The sequence below is a fragment of the Citrobacter sp. Cpo074 genome, assembly GCF_030332745.1.
GTDB lineage: Bacteria > Pseudomonadota > Gammaproteobacteria > Enterobacterales > Enterobacteriaceae > Citrobacter > Citrobacter portucalensis.
Map to the genome: position 1 here is coordinate 1,344,133 of NZ_JAOWHG010000027.1, position 18,224 is coordinate 1,362,356.

16 protein-coding genes and 1 pseudogene are annotated in these 18,224 nt (G+C 50.3%); 7 read left to right on the forward strand and 10 right to left on the reverse strand.

The features are described from left to right. Positions 1-68: 68 nt before the first annotated feature. Entirely contained in the window at positions 69-899 is an 831-nt protein-coding gene (locus tag OGX83_RS11155) for an alpha/beta fold hydrolase (protein WP_003831266.1), read from the reverse strand. A 275-nt stretch (positions 900-1,174) separates the two neighbouring features. Here OGX83_RS11155 and rnk point away from each other — a divergent pair, with 275 nt between their 5' ends. Both rnk and uspG read left to right on the forward strand, forming a co-directional pair. Continuing rightward, positions 1,175-1,585, forward strand: coding sequence for a nucleoside diphosphate kinase regulator (rnk, locus tag OGX83_RS11160; protein WP_003831264.1), 411 nt, complete (start codon positions 1,175-1,177; stop codon positions 1,583-1,585). A 183-nt stretch (positions 1,586-1,768) separates the two neighbouring features. Next, positions 1,769-2,197 (forward strand): universal stress protein UspG, encoded by a 429-nt coding sequence (gene uspG / locus OGX83_RS11165; RefSeq protein ID WP_003022101.1) that lies wholly within the window; start codon positions 1,769-1,771, stop codon positions 2,195-2,197. Between the two features lie 69 nt (positions 2,198-2,266). On the opposite strand, the gene OGX83_RS11170 is transcribed toward uspG, so the two are convergent. The 6 genes from OGX83_RS11170 to ahpC form a co-directional block, all read right to left on the reverse strand. Then, positions 2,267-3,034, reverse strand: a complete 768-nt coding sequence (locus tag OGX83_RS11170; RefSeq protein ID WP_286588026.1) for a dimethyl sulfoxide reductase anchor subunit family protein — start codon at positions 3,032-3,034, stop codon at positions 2,267-2,269. Continuing rightward, on the reverse strand, positions 3,034-3,591 hold the full coding sequence (locus OGX83_RS11175) for a 4Fe-4S dicluster domain-containing protein (RefSeq protein WP_286588028.1): 558 nt from the start codon (positions 3,589-3,591) through the stop codon (positions 3,034-3,036). The genes OGX83_RS11170 and OGX83_RS11175 overlap by 1 nt, the downstream gene beginning before the upstream one ends. Continuing rightward, positions 3,588-5,858 carry a molybdopterin-dependent oxidoreductase gene (locus OGX83_RS11180; RefSeq protein ID WP_286588030.1) on the reverse strand — a complete coding sequence of 757 codons (2,271 nt, stop codon included), beginning with the start codon at positions 5,856-5,858 and terminating at the stop codon, positions 3,588-3,590. The genes OGX83_RS11175 and OGX83_RS11180 overlap by 4 nt, the downstream gene beginning before the upstream one ends. Beyond that, entirely contained in the window at positions 5,855-6,409 is a 555-nt protein-coding gene (locus OGX83_RS11185; protein WP_174770574.1) for a TorD/DmsD family molecular chaperone, read from the reverse strand. The genes OGX83_RS11180 and OGX83_RS11185 overlap by 4 nt, the downstream gene beginning before the upstream one ends. 223 nt (positions 6,410-6,632) lie before the next feature. Next, the gene (gene ahpF, locus OGX83_RS11190; protein WP_286588033.1) at positions 6,633-8,198 is read right to left on the reverse strand and encodes an alkyl hydroperoxide reductase subunit F; all 1,566 of its coding nucleotides are present in this window, start codon (positions 8,196-8,198) and stop codon (positions 6,633-6,635) included. 154 nt (positions 8,199-8,352) lie between these two features. Continuing rightward, positions 8,353-8,916, reverse strand: a complete 564-nt coding sequence (ahpC, locus tag OGX83_RS11195) for an alkyl hydroperoxide reductase subunit C (protein WP_002894394.1) — start codon at positions 8,914-8,916, stop codon at positions 8,353-8,355. Positions 8,917-9,290: 374 nt separating this feature from the next. Here ahpC and dsbG point away from each other — a divergent pair, with 374 nt between their 5' ends. The 4 genes and pseudogenes from dsbG to OGX83_RS11215 all read left to right on the forward strand — a co-directional run bounded on the left by dsbG (position 9,291) and on the right by OGX83_RS11215 (position 13,134). Next, the gene (dsbG, locus tag OGX83_RS11200; RefSeq protein ID WP_208744566.1) at positions 9,291-10,037 is read left to right on the forward strand and encodes a thiol:disulfide interchange protein DsbG; all 747 of its coding nucleotides are present in this window, start codon (positions 9,291-9,293) and stop codon (positions 10,035-10,037) included. Positions 10,038-10,240: 203 nt separating this feature from the next. Beyond that, positions 10,241-11,143, forward strand: a complete 903-nt coding sequence (gene citR / locus OGX83_RS11205; protein WP_167820329.1) for a DNA-binding transcriptional repressor CitR — start codon at positions 10,241-10,243, stop codon at positions 11,141-11,143. 165 nt (positions 11,144-11,308) lie between these two features. Continuing rightward, positions 11,309-12,532: pseudogene (locus OGX83_RS11210) on the forward strand (phosphoadenosine phosphosulfate reductase). Further along, complete coding sequence (locus tag OGX83_RS11215; protein ID WP_032942666.1) at positions 12,517-13,134, forward strand: IbrB-like domain-containing protein; 618 nt, start codon at positions 12,517-12,519, stop codon at positions 13,132-13,134. The pseudogene OGX83_RS11210 and the gene OGX83_RS11215 overlap by 16 nt, the downstream one beginning before the upstream one ends. Here OGX83_RS11215 and OGX83_RS11220 read toward each other — a convergent pair whose 3' ends face one another. After that, on the reverse strand, positions 13,135-14,295 hold the full coding sequence (locus OGX83_RS11220; RefSeq protein ID WP_128611424.1) for a pyridoxal phosphate-dependent aminotransferase: 1,161 nt from the start codon (positions 14,293-14,295) through the stop codon (positions 13,135-13,137). Between the two features lie 132 nt (positions 14,296-14,427). On the opposite strand from OGX83_RS11220, the gene OGX83_RS11225 reads away from it, so the two are divergent. Next, on the forward strand, positions 14,428-15,516 hold the full coding sequence (locus OGX83_RS11225; RefSeq protein ID WP_267445195.1) for an oxidoreductase: 1,089 nt from the start codon (positions 14,428-14,430) through the stop codon (positions 15,514-15,516). A gap of 110 nt (positions 15,517-15,626) precedes the next feature. On the opposite strand, the gene OGX83_RS11230 is transcribed toward OGX83_RS11225, so the two are convergent. Continuing rightward, positions 15,627-15,824, reverse strand: a complete 198-nt coding sequence (locus OGX83_RS11230; RefSeq protein WP_003022064.1) for a YbdD/YjiX family protein — start codon at positions 15,822-15,824, stop codon at positions 15,627-15,629. 63 nt (positions 15,825-15,887) lie between these two features. Beyond that, complete coding sequence (gene cstA / locus OGX83_RS11235; RefSeq protein WP_008784063.1) at positions 15,888-17,993, reverse strand: pyruvate/proton symporter CstA; 2,106 nt, start codon at positions 17,991-17,993, stop codon at positions 15,888-15,890. Positions 17,994-18,224: the final 231 nt, after the last annotated feature.

The following is an 18,224-nucleotide window of genomic DNA, read 5'->3' on the forward strand; positions in this document are numbered from 1 at the left end:
GCAGCACAAATTATGCTTCGCTCATCCCCCTGGAAAAAGAAGATCAGCGTAGAACAATCTGCCAACGATTACGACTGAATAAAGTTGAGCAGGTCACCGTTGATCTGTTGCTTATGGGTGGTGCAAATGCCATGCGAGCCGCCGACATATACCTTCAACTGCGAGTCCGGCAGTATTTCCGCCGCGACTTTTCCGCAGGTTTCAAACGGGACAATCTGATCGTCATCACCGTGGATCACCAGCGTCGGGATGGTCATCTTTTTGAGGTCTTCACGCAGATCTGTTTCCGAAAACGCATGAATGCAGTCGTACAACGCTTTGATGGACCCTTGTAAGCCCTGTTCAACAAAACTTTCCCGTACAGCTTTCGACTCTTTCGCGCCAGGACGATTGTAACCATAGAATGCAGCGGTCAGCTCATAGAAAAAGGCGGCGCGATCGTTCACAACCCCCTCACGGATGCCATCGAATACCTCTTTCGGCACGCCATTTGGGTTAAAGTCAGTCTTGATCATAATAGGCGTCACCGCGCCAATTAACACCGCTTTTGCCACCCGCTGCGTCCCATGCCGGCCAATATAACGAGCCACTTCCCCACCGCCGGTAGAGTGCCCAACATGTACGGCATCTTTAAGATTGAGATGCGCGGTAAGTTCAGCCAGGTCGTCAGCATACTGATCCATATGATGTCCATCCCAGGGTTGGGCCGAACGCCCATGTCCGCGCCTGTCATGGGCGATCACACGAAATCCTTTCGATCCAAGGAACAGCATCTGATCTTCAAACGCGTCTGCCGTCAGCGGCCAACCGTGACTAAACACAATAGGTTGTCCACTTCCCCAGTCTTTAAAATGCAAATAGCTGCCGTCTTTCAAGGTAAGTTTGTCGTACTGGCTCATGAGATCTCCTGTCGCGGAACACTGAGTTGTTTGACGCGCCCGCAGCGAGCGCTTAAAAAGCATAATGCAAATTGGAGAACGATCACGTTTTTCGGCTAAAATCACACCATACGCGACAAAATTGATGATTTACCTGAATGTGAACTAAATCACTTCAAACATGGGGTAAGTCTCAGTATCATCATAAAAGCTAAACCCTTGCCGCCTGACGGTGAGGGTTTTCTTTTGGGATTATTTACCTGCGCACCCGCAGTTTCGACGACATGGAGTAATAAATGTCCAGACCAACTATCATCATTAACGACCTCGATGCGGAACGCATTGACCGCCTGTTGGAGCAACCTGCGTTTGCTGGTTTACCGATTGCCGACGCCCTTAACGCCGAGCTGGATCGTGCCCAAATGTGTTCTCCAGAAACCATGCCGCACGACGTCGTGACCATGAACAGCCGCGTGAAATTCCGCAATCTGAGTGATGGCGAAGTCCGTGTGCGTACCCTGGTGTATCCGGCCACTATGACTGACAGCAACACACAGCTTTCGGTAATGGCACCTGTCGGCGCTGCACTTCTGGGGCTGCGCGTTGGTGATACCATTCACTGGGAACTGCCTGGCGGGACCTCAACACACCTCGAAGTTATCGAGCTTGAGTACCAGCCTGAAGCTGCAGGCGACTACCTGCGCTAACTCTGTCTTATCAAAGCCACTCGCTTTATCTTACAGGGGATGCATCCGCATCCTCTTTCCGGTTAGATCTCCCTGCTCCTCGCTTTCTTTCCTGTTCGCAAAACATAAATCTGTGTCGTGACTGACAGAATCATTTTTAATACTATGCTGTTATGTGTTCATGTAATGACAAGGAGAATGTTTATGTACAACACAATCATAATGCCAGTTGATGTATTCGAAATGGAACTGAGCGACAAGGCTATTCGCCATGCAGAATTTCTGGCCCAGGATAAAGGGGTTATCCATCTACTGCATGTGCTGCCAGGCTCAGCGAGCTTAAGCCTGCACCGCTTTGCAGCCGATGTCCGTCGTTTTGAAGAGCATCTGCAACACGAAGCGGAAACCCGTCTGCAAACGATGGTCGGTCACTTCAGCATCGATCCTTCCCGTATTAAGCAACACGTCCGCTTTGGCAGCGTACGTGACGTGGTCAACGAATTGGGTGAAGAGTTGAATGCGGATGTCGTTGTCATTGGGTCGCGTAACCCATCAATCAGCACCCATCTGCTTGGCTCAAACGCTTCCAGCGTTGTTCGACACGCGACTTTGCCAGTGCTGGTTGTTCGTTAACAGCCACTGATTTGCTAAAGAAAACCCCTGCCAGGTTAACGCCTGACAGGGGTTTTTATTACCTCACGATTAATACAAATGGCCGATATTCACGATGGAGCTGATCGTATCGCCAAAAAACGTCAGACGGCTCAGGAATATGCCAACAAACAGCAGGACGAAAAGCGCTTTTGCGCGACGCTCGCCCTGACGGCTAAGCACAAAGGCCACCGCCAGACACACCAGACTCGCCAGATAAAGTGGCGACGTCAGCCAGGCATGCGCCGTCATCTGCATGATGGTGCCACCGCTTAGCCAGATAATGGGTGCGGCGATCATGACTGCCATACACACGACAATCCCCTGGCGCAATGCAGCAACGGCAGGTGCGAGGTTAAGCAGTGGAATCGCAGCACACCCCATCACCCACACCGTGATGAAGAACAACAGCATTGTCAGACCGTTGGCAATCGCCACCATTGCCGGGGCGGCATAGGTCATCCCCTGTACCGCCACCAGTGCGATACCGAGAACAGAGGCCAGAACAGCTGGTGCTTTGTGCCCTTTTGCCAAAAACGTCACCCCGACAGCTGCACCGTATAAAGTGGCGCCCAGAATCTCTCGGCTCAGCCAGGCGTGCTGCAGGTTGATCAAGGCATCGTAGGCGCGATCCGGATGCGCAAGGTGTAATATCGCCGCCACGGACGCCGCCGCCAGAACCAGTCCACTTACCAGCCAGTACAGGCGCTTGCTCTCCAGTTTTCCTTGCAGCACACGCAGCGTCAGAATGAGCGTGATCCCAACCGACATTTGGCTTAATACGGTAAAAATGACCAGAGGAAGTTCATACTTTTCCATTACTTGGCCTCCGGCTGCTTTGGTTGACGCGCAAGGATAAAACGCGTGCCAGGATTAAGCTGCGGCATACGCGGGAATCCCAGCGGATACTGCACCGCATTATCAGGTATAGGATCGGCATCCAGATCGATAAGCGTCAGCGCACCTACCGGACAGGCATTCACGCACGCCGGCTGCATGCCAACATCAAGACGCTCATAGCACATGCTGCATTTTTCCGCTTTTTTCGTCTCTTCATTAAAGCGCGGCGCACCGTATGGACAGTTGCGAATACAGTTTTTGCATCCGATACAACGTTCCGGGTTATGCACTACAACGCCATCCTCACGTTTGGTGTACGCCTCTACCGGACAAGCCGCCAGGCAGGCCGGATTTTCGCAGTGGTTACAGGCCAGCGAGTAGAACGCTCGCTCTTCATGCGGATAAATTTCTTTATCCAGCGGGTAGACGTAGCGCCAGAAACGTTCTGGCTCCAGCTGGTTAAAACTCTTACACGCCATCGCACAGCCACGGCAGCCGATACACTTATCGCTATTAACTAAAAACGCGCGCCTCATGCCGCTGCTCCTTTATCGATCAAAATGATGTCTGCAAACTGACTATGGATGGCCGCACCTGGCGCACCAGTTTTCATCAAGCCCATATCGGCTGGAGTATCCGCCACTACGTTTTGAACGTTGTATTTCCGTTTCGGGAACCAAGCCTCGTACATCACCAGGAAATCCTCCGGAACGTTAGCGGTTACCTTCGCACGTAACTCCACCTCACCTGCGGTGTTAAACACTTTCACCAGGTCATTTTCAGCGATGCCTCTTTTCCCGGCGGAAACCGGGTGCATATAAACAAACGGTTCAGGATAGAAGACCTGCATCCAGTCAAGGTTGATGAATTGGGAATGGATACCGAACTGGACATGCGGCGTAAACAGGTGGAATGGCAACGTACTTTTTGCCTCCGGTTTGTATTCCGGCAGCGCCGTATGACCATTTTTCTCACACAGCTCAGATTTGAACTCAAACTTTCCAGAGGGCGTTTTAAACTTACGGTCATACCAGGCCGCAGAACTTGGCAGAATGGCTTTTTTCGGCCCTTCCAGTAAATCATCCCAGGAGGAGATACCAAACATTTTGGCCATTCCGTCATTGAACTCCTGGTCCAGCCAGCGCTTATGATCGAACTCCTGCGGGAATGTGCAAGAACCCGGCTCCAGCTTGTTGATTGTGCGGGAAAGTAAAACGGCGATTTCCAGATCGCATTTTGCCTCATACATTGGCTTAATTGCAGGCTGGTTGATTGAGAGCCAGTAGTGCCAATATGAGGCGTCTACGTTCCACTCTTCAAAGGCTGTGGTGACAGGCAAAACGATATCGGCATGCTGGACGGTCTCGTTAAAGAATTGGTCGGCGCACACCACCATTTCCAGTTTTTCGAATGCTTTTTCCATCTTGCTGCGATCAAAATCCTGAGCAAACGGGTTCTTACAGGCAACCCAAAGCATTCGGACAGGCGGCTCATTGGCTTCCAGAATTCCCTTTGCGGTCTGGTTGATATTCAACGAGCGATCGGAATACTGTGCGACTTCCCCCGCAGAACCAAACTCGCTGGTTGTGCCCGCCGCCCCCGGCATCCCGATAGAGCCTACCGGTGGCTTCTGCAACATGGCATTGTAGTTAAAGCCCCAGGTATGCAAATGACCGTAGCGAGCGCCACCGCCCTCAATGCCAATATTGCCGGTCATTGCCACAAAGGCATCGATCGCCCGTACGTTAGCGCCGCCGTTGACATGGCGCTGCATGCCGTAGCCAATCCACACGGTAGCAGGGTTAACCGCGGTAAATTCTTCCGCCAACTGGCGAATAACATCCGCCGACAGCCCGCAAATCTCAGATGCCCACTCTATGGTAACGTTATTACGCAAATACTCTTCAAATTCAGCATAACCATGGGAATAGTTGTTAACGAAATCCTGATCAACCAATCCTTTGTCCACCAGGTGGCGTGCCATGCCCAGCGCCAGAGCGCCATCTGATCCTGGGCGAACGCGTAAATAGAGATCGGCTTTCGCAGCGGTTTGGGTTAACAGTGGATCGATAACGACCACTTTTGCGCCTTTTTCCCGCGCCTGATAGATGTACTTCATGGTGTGCATAGAGCACCAGGCCGGGTTAGCGCCCCAGATAATAATGTATTTGGCTTTCACCATATCTTCCGGGTCGTTACACCACATGTCGCCCATGTCGTAGTTTTGCGCGTCGATACCGGCTGGCCAGCAAGGTGTTCCGGCAAAACGGGTGGTGTAACCCAGTGAAGACATCATCCCTTCAACGGCATAGTTCAATACACCAAATTTGCCTGAGTACTTGGTCAGCGCCAGACCCAACATTGAACCATCTTTCTTTTTAATCTCCAGCATCTTGGTCGCAATGCGCTGCATTGCTTCATCCCAGGAGATACGACGCCAGTTACCGCTGCCGCGAACATCCTGAACCATCGGATATTTAATGCGGTCCGGGCTGTATACCCTACGTGGATAGCTCAATCCCTTCACACACGGAGTTCCATGCGTAAACGTTGATTCAGGCGCGCCTTCCACAAAGGTGATGACGTCATCCTTCACCCAGGTTTTCAGGCTACAAGTGTCATAGCAGTTACGTGGACAGGCGTTACGATAGATTTTGTAGGTTTTGGGATTAAACGGAATTGGCGGTTGCGCAAATGCACAGCGTGAAGTCAGCAATCCCCCTGGCAGGGCAGCCACCGTTCCAAGGGCAATCAACCCTTTCAAAAATGAACGTCTGTTCAGAACTCCCGGTTCATTACTCATATTGATACTCTCGTGTTTAATTCATCAAGCCAAAAAGACAACCTTTCCGCGACGTTTTTCAACGTAACGGTTTGTGCATTTATATGTATTTTTTCTATATACTCGGGCACCCACATCGCTATATACTCAATTACATATCGAGTCATAACGATCTGGTATTCTGCTGATATCCTGGCATTAGCCGATAATAAAACTGCTAATTCCAATACGCAGGAAATATGATCATCCGGGATATTATTTACATGGTTTATAGATAGACCTATATTTGCCATGAATTCCCGAATGCTTAAGGTTGATTTACCCATTACGAGGGCATCTTCTTCAAGGTATACCGAAGCGAACGGCGGGGCTTTTAGCGTCTGCGGCCCAACAAATAGTGCATTGAAGTCGTACTCCGCCTCCAACCACTCCTGCTCTGTTAGCGTTGAAGCATTTGTATCTAAAGCTGAATAAGCCGCTTTCAGCGTGTAACTATCGTGAGAGATAAAAAAATCACGTAACAATAACCCTGTCGATTCAAAGATCGTCAGGGTTTCATATATTTCACCCATGAATTAACCAACCATTTATTCACACAACAAATAAAAAAATAATGCAGGTTAATATAATAAAGATAACGCCCTCTCTTTCTTTGATGAAAATAATGATCAGGCTAATTAAGTGAATGTTTTAAACGGTTTATTGTTTCAAGAATTGACAATTTAAGTGTATGGAAATAAAAAACCGCCAGCGGATGACTGGCGGTTTTGGCATTGCAGGTGAGTCTTACTTTTTTTATGCTACTGTCGTGCGAATCAGATAATCAAACGAACTCAACGAGGCCTTCGCGCCTTCACCGGTCGCGATGATAATCTGCTTATACGGTACGGTGGTGCAGTCACCGGCAGCGAAAACGCCTTTCACGCTGGTTTCGCACTTGGCATCGATGATGATTTCACCCATACGGTTACGTTCAACGGCGCCTTCGAGCCAGTTGGTGTTCGGCAGCAGACCAATCTGAACAAAGATACCTGCCAGTTCCACATTGTGAACATCGCCGCTCACACGGTCACGATACTCCAGGCCAGTAACTTTGCTGCCATCGCCTTTCACTTCTGTCGTTTGCGCATTCAGAATGATGTCGACGTTTTTCAGACTGCGAAGCTTATTTTGCAGCACCTGGTCGGCCTTCATTTCAGGGGCAAACTCCAGCAACGTCACATGTTCAACAATACCTGCCAGGTCGATAGCCGCTTCAACGCCGGAGTTACCGCCGCCAATCACCGCAACACGCTTGCCTTTAAACAGCGGGCCATCACAGTGCGGGCAGTAGGTTACGCCTTTGGTGCGATACTGATCTTCACCCGAAACGCTCATGTTGCGCCATTTCGCGCCGGTGGCGATGATAATGCTACGTGCTTTCAGCACCGCGCCGGAGGCCGTTTCAATCTGATGCAAACCGCCTTCCTGCGCTGCTGGAATGAGTTTGCTCGCGCTCTGGCTGTCAATCACATCGACATCATAATCATCAACGTGTGCTTTCAGCGCGCCTGCCAGTTTCTGACCTTCAGTTTTCGGTACTGAGATATAGTTTTCAATATCAACAGTATCAAGGACCTGACCGCCAAAACGTTCGCCCATCAGACCGGTGCGAATGCCTTTACGTGCGGAGTACACCGCTGCCGCCGCACCTGCAGGACCAGAACCGACAATCAGCACGTCATAAGCATCGCGCTTATTCAGCTCTTCAGCCGCACGTTTTTCTGCGCCGGTATCCACTTTCGCTACGATCTCAGTCAACGTCATACGCCCCTGACCGAACTCTTTGCCGTTCATAAATACCGCCGGAACGCCCATCACGTTACGATCGGTGATTTCGTTCTGGAAAGTACCGCCGTCAATCGCCGTATGTTTGATACGTGGGTTCAGCACCGCCATCAGGTTCAGCGCCTGCACCACGTCCGGGCAGTTATGGCAGGAAAGTGAATAATAGGTTTCAAATTCAAAATCACCCTCGAGATCGCGGATCTGCTCCAGCAACGTCTGCGCCTCTTTTGACGGATGACCACCGGTCCACAACAGCGCCAGCACCAGAGAGGTAAACTCATGACCCAGCGGAGAACCGGCAAAACGCGGTCCCTGGTGAGAACCGGGATTGGTAATCAGGAACGATGGCTTACGCACCGCCAGAGTATTGTCTTCTTTGAAGGTGACTTTTTCTGACAGTTCAGCAATTTCAGTCAGCAGTTCCTTGATTTCTGCCGATTTAGCGCTGTCATCCAGCGTCGCAATCAGCTCAACAGGTTTGGTCAGTTTCTCAAGGTAAGCCCTGAGCTGGGTTTTCATATTTGTGTCGAGCATTCTTCTTCCCTCTCTGAAAACATCATCATGCAAGCCGATTTTGCGGGACTGCATTAATGCAACTTGCGTCATGGTGCTGGAATGAAACAGGCGCAAATTTGCGCCTGTGGAATGCCGGATGCACTACGTTTATCCGGCCTACAAACTATGCGACTTAGATTTTACCAACCAGGTCCAGAGATGGCGCTAAGGTTGCTTCACCTTCTTTCCATTTTGCCGGGCAAACTTCACCTGGGTGGGAAGCGACGTACTGTGCTGCTTTGATTTTACGCAGCAGGTCAGACGCATCACGGCCGATACCTTCAGCGGTAACTTCGATTGCCTGGATGATACCCTGCGGGTCAACAACGAAGGTTGCGCGGTCAGCCAGACCTTCATCTTCACGCATGTTGTCGAAGTTACGGGTCAGGGCGCCAGTCGGGTCGCCGATCATCGCGTATTTGATTTTCGCGATGGTTTCAGAGCTGCTGTGCCATGCTTTGTGGGTGAAGTGGGTGTCGGTAGACACGGAATACACATCTACGCCCAGTTTCTGCAGTTCTTCATAGTGGTCAGCCACATCGCCCAGCTCGGTCGGGCATACGAAAGTAAAGTCAGCCGGGTAGAAGAAGAAGACGCTCCAGCGACCTTCGGTATCTTTCTCGGTTACTTCGATGAACTCACCGTTTTTGAACGCCTGGTTTTTGAAAGGTTTAATTTTGGTATTAATCAAAGACATCTGTACTTCCTCCGTGTTTTCGTTGAGAGATAAGTTAACGAAAATCTCTTCGCAGGGCTAATGCGTTTCCTTTATCAAATCAATAAGCGTTAACTAACAACCCACTCAAACTTATGTTGTGAACCTAAAGATAAAAGTAAAAAAGGCCCCCTTTGCAGGGAGCCTCATTACCCGAGCTACCCGCAGGTAACGTCAGTGCCAGCAGGGCTGGCTATGTGTTGCGCTCTACATTACCTTAACAAAGGTCGTAACAGCGATGGGGATTACATCACCCAACTAAAGAAAGGGCAATCGACAGACCGTCGATCTTACCTATGGCTGTGATAGGTTTTGCAATTAAGCCCACTTTCCTGCTGATTTTATAAGGAAAATCAATGTTTAAACGCACCTTACTCTTAACTCTTCTCCCCGCTATCGTGCACGCAGAGGAGCTCCCTGCCCCTGTTAAAGCCATTGAGAAACAGGGAATTACCATCCTGAAGCCCTTCGACGCACCGGGTGGAATGAAAGGCTATCTGGGAAAATACCAGGACATGGGGGTCACTATCTATGTCACGCCTGACGGTAAACATGCCATCTCCGGCTACATGTATAATGAAAAAGGCGAAAACCTCAGTAATGCGCTCATAGAAAAAGAGATCTATGCCCCTGCCGGACGTGAGATGTGGCAGCGAATGGAAAAAGCGTCGTGGATTCTGGACGGGAAAAAAGAAGCCCCGGTCATCGTTTACGTGTTTGCCGATCCCTTCTGTCCTTATTGTAAACAGTTCTGGCAGCAGGCGCGCCCATGGGTAGATTCCGGTAAAGTTCAGCTGCGTACGCTGCTGGTTGGCGTGATCAAGCCCGAAAGCCCGGCAACCGCTGCTGCAATCCTGGCATCCAAAGATCCGGCCAAAACCTGGCATGACTATGAAGCATCCGGCGGGAGAATGAAGCTGGAAATACCCACGTCTGTCCATCCAGAACAGATGAAAGTACTGAATATCAACCAAAAACTCATGGATGATTTAGGTGCTAATGTGACGCCCGCGATCTACTACATGAGCAAAGACGATACGTTACAACAGGAAGTGGGATTACCCGATAAAGATAAATTAAATATTATTATGGGAAATAAATAAAGGTAACAGAATGAGTGATTGTTATGGTTCTCATTTCAATCACTCTTTAAAATGTATTTTTATCGTAACCATCAAGCAATCTGTGTTATTTTAGTTTAAGTTAATTATTCATTAAGCCATAAACATAAATTCTAAGAATGATTAGAATTTAAATTATTCAACAATTGAATTATCCTATACATTACCATCACAGGAAGGTATGCATGGCTAACCTCTATGACCTCAAAAAATTCGATCTTAACCTGTTGGTAATTTTTGAATGTATTTATCAACATTTGAGCATCAGTAAAGCTGCGGCAACACTGTATATCACCCCTTCAGCCGTCAGCCAGTCATTACAGCGACTGCGTACACAGTTTAACGACCCCTTGTTTATTCGCTCAGGCAAAGGCATTACGCCTACGGTCACAGGGGTAAACCTTCATCTTCACCTTGAAAAAAATCTCAATAATCTGGAACAAACCATCAATATCATGCACGGTTCCAGCCTGAAAAATAAATTCGTCATCTACAGTCCACAAATTACAACCAACCTGAATGTGACATCTTTAATTAATAGCCTCAGAGAAAATTCAGATATTGAAATTGAGCATCATGATATATTAATGTCAGCAGAAACGGCCGAAAACATCCTTGCCTATCGTAAAGCCGATCTGGTGATTACAACAACGCCAGTTCACAATCGTTCTATTGTATGTACTCATTTCAAGACTATTGACTGTGTTTTAGTGTGCAGTGGCAACCATCCCAGAATAAATGAAACGAGCACACTCGAACAAATTCAACAAGAGCAATTTACATATTTTTCCTCTGAAGATCAGGGCATTAAAGATTATCGTTCCCGTGCAAGCGAATCGATGGCATTCCATAAAGTAGGTTTTAGTAGCGACTCCTTACTCTCGATTGCTAACGTTATCGCCAGTACGGATATTATTGGTGTAATCCCCAGACAAATTTATGAAATTTATCAGCCAGCATTGAAATTTAAAGAAATTAAAACCGATTTTGAATTACCAAAAGTAAAATTATTCATAATGTATAACCGGGCATCATTGAATAACAAAGCCTTCGCAGAATACATAAGCAAACTATCCTTGGATAGTTAAGGATAACATGATTAAAAGCACATTATAATTCATATAAAATATACAATAACAAAATAGCATGCAAATAATGAATATATTTAAATATTGCATGTCGCAAGAAAAAGCCTATCTTATTACGGACATTTATTATGGCTGCAAATAATAAAAATTCGATATGGATTTGATATGTCTGTTTATAAAATACCGTTGGATAAAAATGTTCTGCAAGCAGCACAGGAACGCATTACCTGGACGCTTGAGACTCTACCGCGTGTCTGCGTTTCTTTCTCTGGAGGTAAAGATTCGGGGTTGATGTTACATCTGACCGCCGCCATTGCCCGCCAGTTACAGAAAAAAATAAACGTCTTATTTATCGACTGGGAGGCTCAGTTTTCCTGCACTATCGACTATGTCCAGGCGCTACGCGAGAATTATTCCGATGTCATCGAAGAATTTTATTGGGTTGCATTGCCGCTGACGACACAAAATTCACTGTCACAATTTCAGCCTGAATGGCAATGCTGGGAACCGGGTACTCAATGGGTGCGCCAACCGCCCGCAGATGCCATTACCGATCCCGAGTTTTTCTCTTTCTATCAACCCGGTATGACTTTCGAGCAATTTGTTCGTGAGTTCGCTGAATGATTTTCGCAGAAACGACCGGCCGCCATGATGGTCGGGATACGCGCCGATGAGTCATATAATCGTTTCGTCGCCATTGCGAACTCGAAAAAACAGCGTTTTGCCGATGACAAACCCTGGACCACCAGCGCCCCTGGCGGGCATACCTGGTATATTTATCCGATTTATGACTGGAAAACTGCTGACATCTGGACGTGGTTTGCGAAGTCAATGCTCCCGTGTAATCCCCTGTACAACCTGATGTATCAGGCGGGGGTTCCCACGCGATACATGCGTATCTGCGAACCCTTTGGACCAGAACAACGCCAGGGGCTGTGGCTTTACCATGTTATTGAGCCTGAACGCTGGGCAATGATGTGCTCCCGCGTCAGCGGGGTAAAAAGTGGCGGGATATATGCTGGTCAGGACAACCATTTTTACGGTCACCGCAAAATATTAAAACCCGAACATTTAAGCTGGCAGGAATACGCCATGCTGTTATTGAAGAGTATGCCGGAAACGACCGCCGAACATTACCGCAATAAAATCGCCGTCTATTTACAGTGGTATAAGAAAAAAGGCATGGAGAATATCCCACAAACCCAGGAAAGAGATATTGGTTCAGTGGATATTCCGTCATGGCGGCGTATCTGTAAGGTCCTGCTGAATAACGACTATTGGTGCCGGGCTCTCTCATTTAGTCCAACGAAACCCAAAAACTATCAACGCTACAATGAGCGCATGAAAACAAAACGCCAGGAATGGGGACTCTTATGCAACAGCGATTAACTCAGGAACTCCTCGGCTTTCTTTCTGGTTTATCAGAACCAGAGAGAATTGAAGCCATAAATGAATTCAGAAAGGCAATACACAGCGTCAGTCCCTTTCGCGAGGAGCCCGTAGATTGCGTTCTTTGGGTTAAAAATGATCATATTTCACCCAATGACTACAACCCCAATAACGTTGCGCCACCGGAGAAAAAGCTGCTGCTGAAGTCCCTCGAAGCTGACGGGTTTACGCAGCCCATTGTAGTGGTTCACTCAACGGCTGAAGAGTACGAAATTGTCGACGGTTTCCACCGCCACGAGTTAGGTAAAGCCAAAGCCTCTCTAAGGCCCAGGCTGAAAGGATATCTGCCGGTTGCCTGTTTAGAACGCGAACGCCATGAGCGTATGGCGGCAACCATTCGCCACAACCGCGCCCGCGGGCGTCATCAAATCCACGCCATGTCCGAGATTGTCCGCGAGCTATCGCAACTGGGATGGAGTGAAGAAAGAATTGGCAAGGATCTTGGTATGGACAGCGACGAGGTGTTACGCCTGAAGCAAATCAACGGCCTGCAAGCGTTGTTTGCTGACCGTCGATTCTCCAAAGCCTGGACTGTGAAATAGCTACAACGAAACCAGACGCTCGGCTGCCGCTAACAGCGTCGATTCTTGCTTGGCAAAACAGAGGCGAATCAGTTTATGCGGGAAAGGATCGGCGCAGAACACCGACAGCGGAATTGCCGCAACGCCCACTTCAGTGGTCAGCCACTGGCAAAACTCCACGTCGTTAAGCGAGGAAACGGCGCTGTAATCGACCAGTAAAAAGTATGTGCCTTCACACGGCAGAATTTCCAGTCGGCTGTCACGCAGCGCGTTCACTAACACGTCGCGTTTTTTCTGATAAAACGCGGGCAGTTCGCGATAGTGTGCCGGATCTTCTCGTAGCATATCCGCCAGTGCGAGCTGAGCCGGCGTGTTGACGGAAAACGTCAGATACTGGTGAACTTTTCGTAGCTCAGCGCTAATGGCGGCTGGCGCAACGCAGTATCCGACCTTCCAGCCAGTCATATGGTAGGTCTTACCAAACGATGAAACAGCAACAGCGCGTTCCCGCAGCTCTGAATGTGCCAGCACGCTGGCATGCCCCTGTTTGGCGAAACAGATATGCTCATAAACTTCGTCGCTGATGACAAAGATCTCGCGTTCTTTAATCGCCTGCCACAGCGCGTCAAAATCGGCGTGATGCCACACAGTGGCTGAAGGGTTATGTGGCGTGTTCAGGATAACCAAGCGGGTACGGTCGCTGAGTAAGGCACCAAACGCCTGCCAGTCGACGCGAAAAGCCGGTGGTTGCAGGGCGATACGTTTAACCACACCGCCGGATAATTCAACCGCAGGCGCATAGCTGTCGTAGCTCGGGTCAAAACAAATCACCTCATCACCAGGGCGCACCAGCGCAGTGATCGCGGCATACAATGCTTCCGTTGCCCCCGCCGTGATAGTCACTTCACTATTCGCGTCAGGTTTATAGCCGTACAGGTCTGCCGTTTTATCCGCGATGGCTTCGCGCAGCGGCTGCACGCCGGTCATCGGCGCATACTGGTTTGCGCCATGCGCGACGTGATACGCCAGACGCTCTTGCAAAAAGAGTGGACCGTCAAAATCAGGAAACCCCTGCGAGAGGTTAATGGCCTGATGCTGCTGCGCCAGCGCACTCATTTGCGTGAAGATAGTGGTGCCCAGATTAGGCAGTTTGCTTTGCGGAATCAGCGGGTTATTACTCATTATTGTTATCCCAGCGTGTGATGTTGTGGTTGAAGCCACTATAGCACGATGCTAGTATTTGGCAATCAAGACGTTCAGACGTCTATATAAAAATAACCTGCCTGGACAGGACAGCCAAAAGGACAACACAACATGAGTAATACCGAAATTCGCGTCGTCACCGGCCCAGCCAACTATTTTTCCCATCCTGGCAGCCTGTCGAGACTGAACGATTTTTTCACTGCCGACCAACTTTCACGCGCCGTGTGGGTTTATGGTGAACGCGCCATCGAAGCGGCCCGCCCTTACCTGCCAGAGGCTTTTCATCTTGCCGAGGCTAAACGCCTGCTGTTTACGGGACATTGCAGCGAAACCGATGTTGCTCAACTGGCAAAAGAGTCGGGAGAGGATCGCAGTGTGGTGATTGGCGTGGGTGGCGGTACATTACTCGACACCGCTAAAGCGTTGGCCCGTCGTCTGGATCTGCCGTTTGTCGGTATTCCTACTATCGCGGCGACCTGCGCTGCCTGGACGCCGCTCTCTGTCTGGTATAACGATGCGGGCCAGGCACTACATTTCGAAATTTTCCCTGACGCGAACTTCCTCGTGCTGGTCGAACCCGAGATCGTTCTCAATGCGCCAGAAGAATACTTACTGGCGGGGATCGGCGACACGCTGGCAAAGTGGTATGAAGCCGTCGTGCTCGCACCTCAGCCGGAAACACTGCCATTGACAGTACGTCTGGGTATTCAAGCCGCGCAGACCATCCGCGACGTCCTGCTGGAAAGCAGCGAGCAGGCGCTGGCAGACAAACAACAAGGCACGCTAAGCCGCACGTTTTGCGATGTGGTGGATGCGATTATTGCCGGAGGCGGCATGGTTGGTGGTCTGGGTGAGCGCTACACACGCGTGGCGGCGGCGCATTCTGTTCACAATGGCCTGACCGTCCTCCCACAAACCGAGAAGTTTTTACACGGCACCAAAGTGGCGTACGGCATCCTGGTGCAGAGCGCGCTGCTGGGACAAGATGACGTGTTGGCGCAGTTAATTACCGCTTATCAGCGATTCAACCTGCCAACCCGATTAGCTCAACTGGAAGTGGACATCAATAACCGCGCCGAAATCGACAAAGTGATTGCGCACACTCTGCGCCCGGTGGAGTCCATTCACGCCCTGCCGGTAACGTTAAAGCCGGAGACACTGCGCGCAGCATTCGAAAAGGTGGAGTCGTTTACGGTGTGATTATGGTGCGGGTTGCCTGATGGCGGCTTCGCCTTATCAGGCCTACGACGACAAATTACGCCAATACGATGTTGTAGGCCGGATAAGCGTCAGCACCATCCGGCAAAAAATCAACAGCACTTCGCGCCACCTTTCCCGCCATATCGCGCATCCTGGCGCTCGCGGAAAAATTCTTCGTAGGTCATTGGCGTCTGGTCCGGATGCGTGACGCGCATATGTTCAACATAATTGTCGTAATCCGGCACACCTATCATTAATCGGGCGGTTTGACCTAAATACTTCCCGGCTTTGGCGAGTGTTTCAAACATAGTGTTTCCCTGTCGTACAAACGCCCTCCCCGTTCAGGAGAGGGCTGGTTGGTTAAGAGAATATTAGTGCGCGCCTTTCGCCTGCGCCACGATCTCTTCAACATTCTCAGGCATTGGCTCGTACGGTGTCTCTTTCGAAGTTGGTTTGTCCTCTTTCAATGCTGCCAGCGCAGTTTTGATGGAGAACAGACCCAGCACCACAACGACGACCATGAAGAAGATGGTGAGACCCGCATCCAGGCGGTTGTTAAACACCAGTTGCGTCAGCTGCGACTGGGTGTACTGCGCCGGAATGTTACCGCTGTCGATCATCGCCTGGAACTTGTTGGCGATAGCCAGGAAGCCGATTTTCGCATCCGGGCTAAACGCTTTCTGCCAGCCAGCGGTCAGGGTACAAATCAGCAGCCAGGCGGTTGGGACCAGTGCCACCCACGCGTAGCGCTGGCGTTTCATCTTGAACAGCACCACAGCACAGAGCATCAACGCCATACCGGCCAGCATCTGGTTAGCGATACCAAACAGCGGCCACAGGGTATTAATACCACCCAGAGGATCCACCACGCCCTGGTGTAAGAAGTAACCCCAGGCCAGCACGCACAGCGCTGTAGCCAGCAGGTTTGCAGGCAGCGAATCGGTACGTTTCAGGCTCGGTGATACCACGCCCAGCAAGTCCTGCAGCATAAAGCGCGCGGCGCGTGTACCGGCATCTACCGCCGTCAGAATAAACAATGCTTCAAACAGAATGGCGAAGTGATACCAGAACGCCACATCCATCATGCCACCCAGCGCGCCGTGCAGAATGTACGCCATCCCGACGGCCAGCGTCGGCGCACCACCTGCGCGGGAGATGATGGATTGCTCACCCACTTCATTGGCGATTTGATGCAGGGTGTCTGGCGTAATGGCAAAGCCCCAACTGCTGACTACCTGTGCCGCAGAAGCCACTACGTCAACCGTGCCCGCAGGAGCCAGCACCGCCATCGGGCTGTTCATCGCAAAGTACACGCCCGGATCGATGATGCACGCGGAAACCAGCGCCATAATGGCGACAAAGGATTCCATCAGCATTCCGCCGTAGCCGATAAAGCAGGCCTGCCCTTCATTCGCCAGCATCTTCGGCGTGGTTCCGGAGGAGATCAGCGCATGGAAGCCAGAAACCGCACCACAGGCAATGGTAATAAACAGGAACGGGAACAAGTTACCGGTCCAGACCGGGCCAGTACCGTCAACAAACTTGGTCAGCGCAGGCATGGTCAGCGTCGGACGCATGATCAGAATCCCTACCGCCAGACCAACAATGGTGCCGATTTTCAGGAAGGTAGAGAGGTAATCACGCGGGGCCAGCAGCAGCCACACAGGCAGGACGGCGGCAACAAAACCGTAGCCCACCAGCATCCACGTCAGCTGTACGCCGGTAAAGTCAAAGTACGGTGCCCAGGTCGGGCTTTCAGCCACCCAGCCGCCGGAAATAATGGCAAACACCAGGAACACCAGACCGATGACCGACACTTCGCCAATGCGGCCCGGGCGCAGATAGCGCAGGTAAATCCCCATGAAGATCGCCAGCGGGATGGTGAACGCTACGGTGTAGGTTCCCCACGGACTGTGGGTCAGCGCTTTCACGACGATCATCGCCAGTACTGCGAGAATAATCACCATGATCATAAAACAGGCCACCAGCGCAATAACGCCCGCCGTTGGGCCCATCTCTTCTTTCACCAGTTCGCCAAGGGAACGACCATCGCGACGGGTAGAAACAAACAGCACCATGAAGTCCTGCACCGCACCCGCCAGTACCACCCCGGCGAGCAGCCAGATCATCCCCGGCAGATAGCCCATTTGCGCCGCCAGCACCGGTCCAACTAACGGACCCGCTCCGGCAATCGCCGCAAAATGGTGACCAAACAGCACTTTTTTATCGGTGGGAACATAATCCAGACCGTCGTTATGGCGCACGGCTGGCGTCATACGCGTCGGGTCAAGCGCCAGTACATTTTTCGCGATGTACAGGCCGTAGAAACGGTAAGCGATAAGGTAGACACAGACCGACGCCACGACTATCCACAACGCGTTGATCTGTTCACCACGATTTAATGCGATATAGCCGAGGGCAAATGCTCCCATAACGGAGAGCACTGTCCAGACGAGGTACTTCCCTGATTTGTTCATAGTTGTTATCCGTTGTCCGATCCAGAGAGATGTTACATTTTGTTTCTATAACATCTTTTCTGAATTTAACAACCTGACAACCATGCAAACCCGAAGTATCACTGATTTTTTACATTGTATTGTTAACTTGATCACTATCAACGCAGAGACAACTGAAAAAATTGCGCAGTATGTGCCAACACCTCTATGTTATATCCAATTCTCCTCTCAGCATGATGCTGAGCGTGCCAC

What these genes read in the sequence shown, in the direction of transcription:
- dsbG (WP_208744566.1), top strand. Translation starts at nt 9,291, where the DNA reads ATGTTTAAACGCACCTTACTCTTAACTCTTCTCCCCGCTATCGTGCAC.
- OGX83_RS11215 (WP_032942666.1), top strand. Translation starts at nt 12,517, where the DNA reads ATGCAACAGCGATTAACTCAGGAACTCCTCGGCTTTCTTTCTGGTTTA.
- OGX83_RS11185 (WP_174770574.1), bottom strand. Translation starts at nt 6,409, where the DNA reads ATGGGTGAAATATATGAAACCCTGACGATCTTTGAATCGACAGGGTTA.
- OGX83_RS11230 (WP_003022064.1), bottom strand. Translation starts at nt 15,824, where the DNA reads ATGTTTGAAACACTCGCCAAAGCCGGGAAGTATTTAGGTCAAACCGCC.
- citR (WP_167820329.1), top strand. Translation starts at nt 10,241, where the DNA reads ATGGCTAACCTCTATGACCTCAAAAAATTCGATCTTAACCTGTTGGTA.
- OGX83_RS11225 (WP_267445195.1), top strand. Translation starts at nt 14,428, where the DNA reads ATGAGTAATACCGAAATTCGCGTCGTCACCGGCCCAGCCAACTATTTT.
- OGX83_RS11155 (WP_003831266.1), bottom strand. Translation starts at nt 899, where the DNA reads ATGAGCCAGTACGACAAACTTACCTTGAAAGACGGCAGCTATTTGCAT.
- OGX83_RS11170 (WP_286588026.1), bottom strand. Translation starts at nt 3,034, where the DNA reads ATGGAAAAGTATGAACTTCCTCTGGTCATTTTTACCGTATTAAGCCAA.
- uspG (WP_003022101.1), top strand. Translation starts at nt 1,769, where the DNA reads ATGTACAACACAATCATAATGCCAGTTGATGTATTCGAAATGGAACTG.
- OGX83_RS11175 (WP_286588028.1), bottom strand. Translation starts at nt 3,591, where the DNA reads ATGAGGCGCGCGTTTTTAGTTAATAGCGATAAGTGTATCGGCTGCCGT.
- ahpC (WP_002894394.1), bottom strand. Translation starts at nt 8,916, where the DNA reads ATGTCTTTGATTAATACCAAAATTAAACCTTTCAAAAACCAGGCGTTC.
- cstA (WP_008784063.1), bottom strand. Translation starts at nt 17,993, where the DNA reads ATGAACAAATCAGGGAAGTACCTCGTCTGGACAGTGCTCTCCGTTATG.
- rnk (WP_003831264.1), top strand. Translation starts at nt 1,175, where the DNA reads ATGTCCAGACCAACTATCATCATTAACGACCTCGATGCGGAACGCATT.
- OGX83_RS11220 (WP_128611424.1), bottom strand. Translation starts at nt 14,295, where the DNA reads ATGAGTAATAACCCGCTGATTCCGCAAAGCAAACTGCCTAATCTGGGC.
- OGX83_RS11180 (WP_286588030.1), bottom strand. Translation starts at nt 5,858, where the DNA reads ATGAGTAATGAACCGGGAGTTCTGAACAGACGTTCATTTTTGAAAGGG.
- ahpF (WP_286588033.1), bottom strand. Translation starts at nt 8,198, where the DNA reads ATGCTCGACACAAATATGAAAACCCAGCTCAGGGCTTACCTTGAGAAA.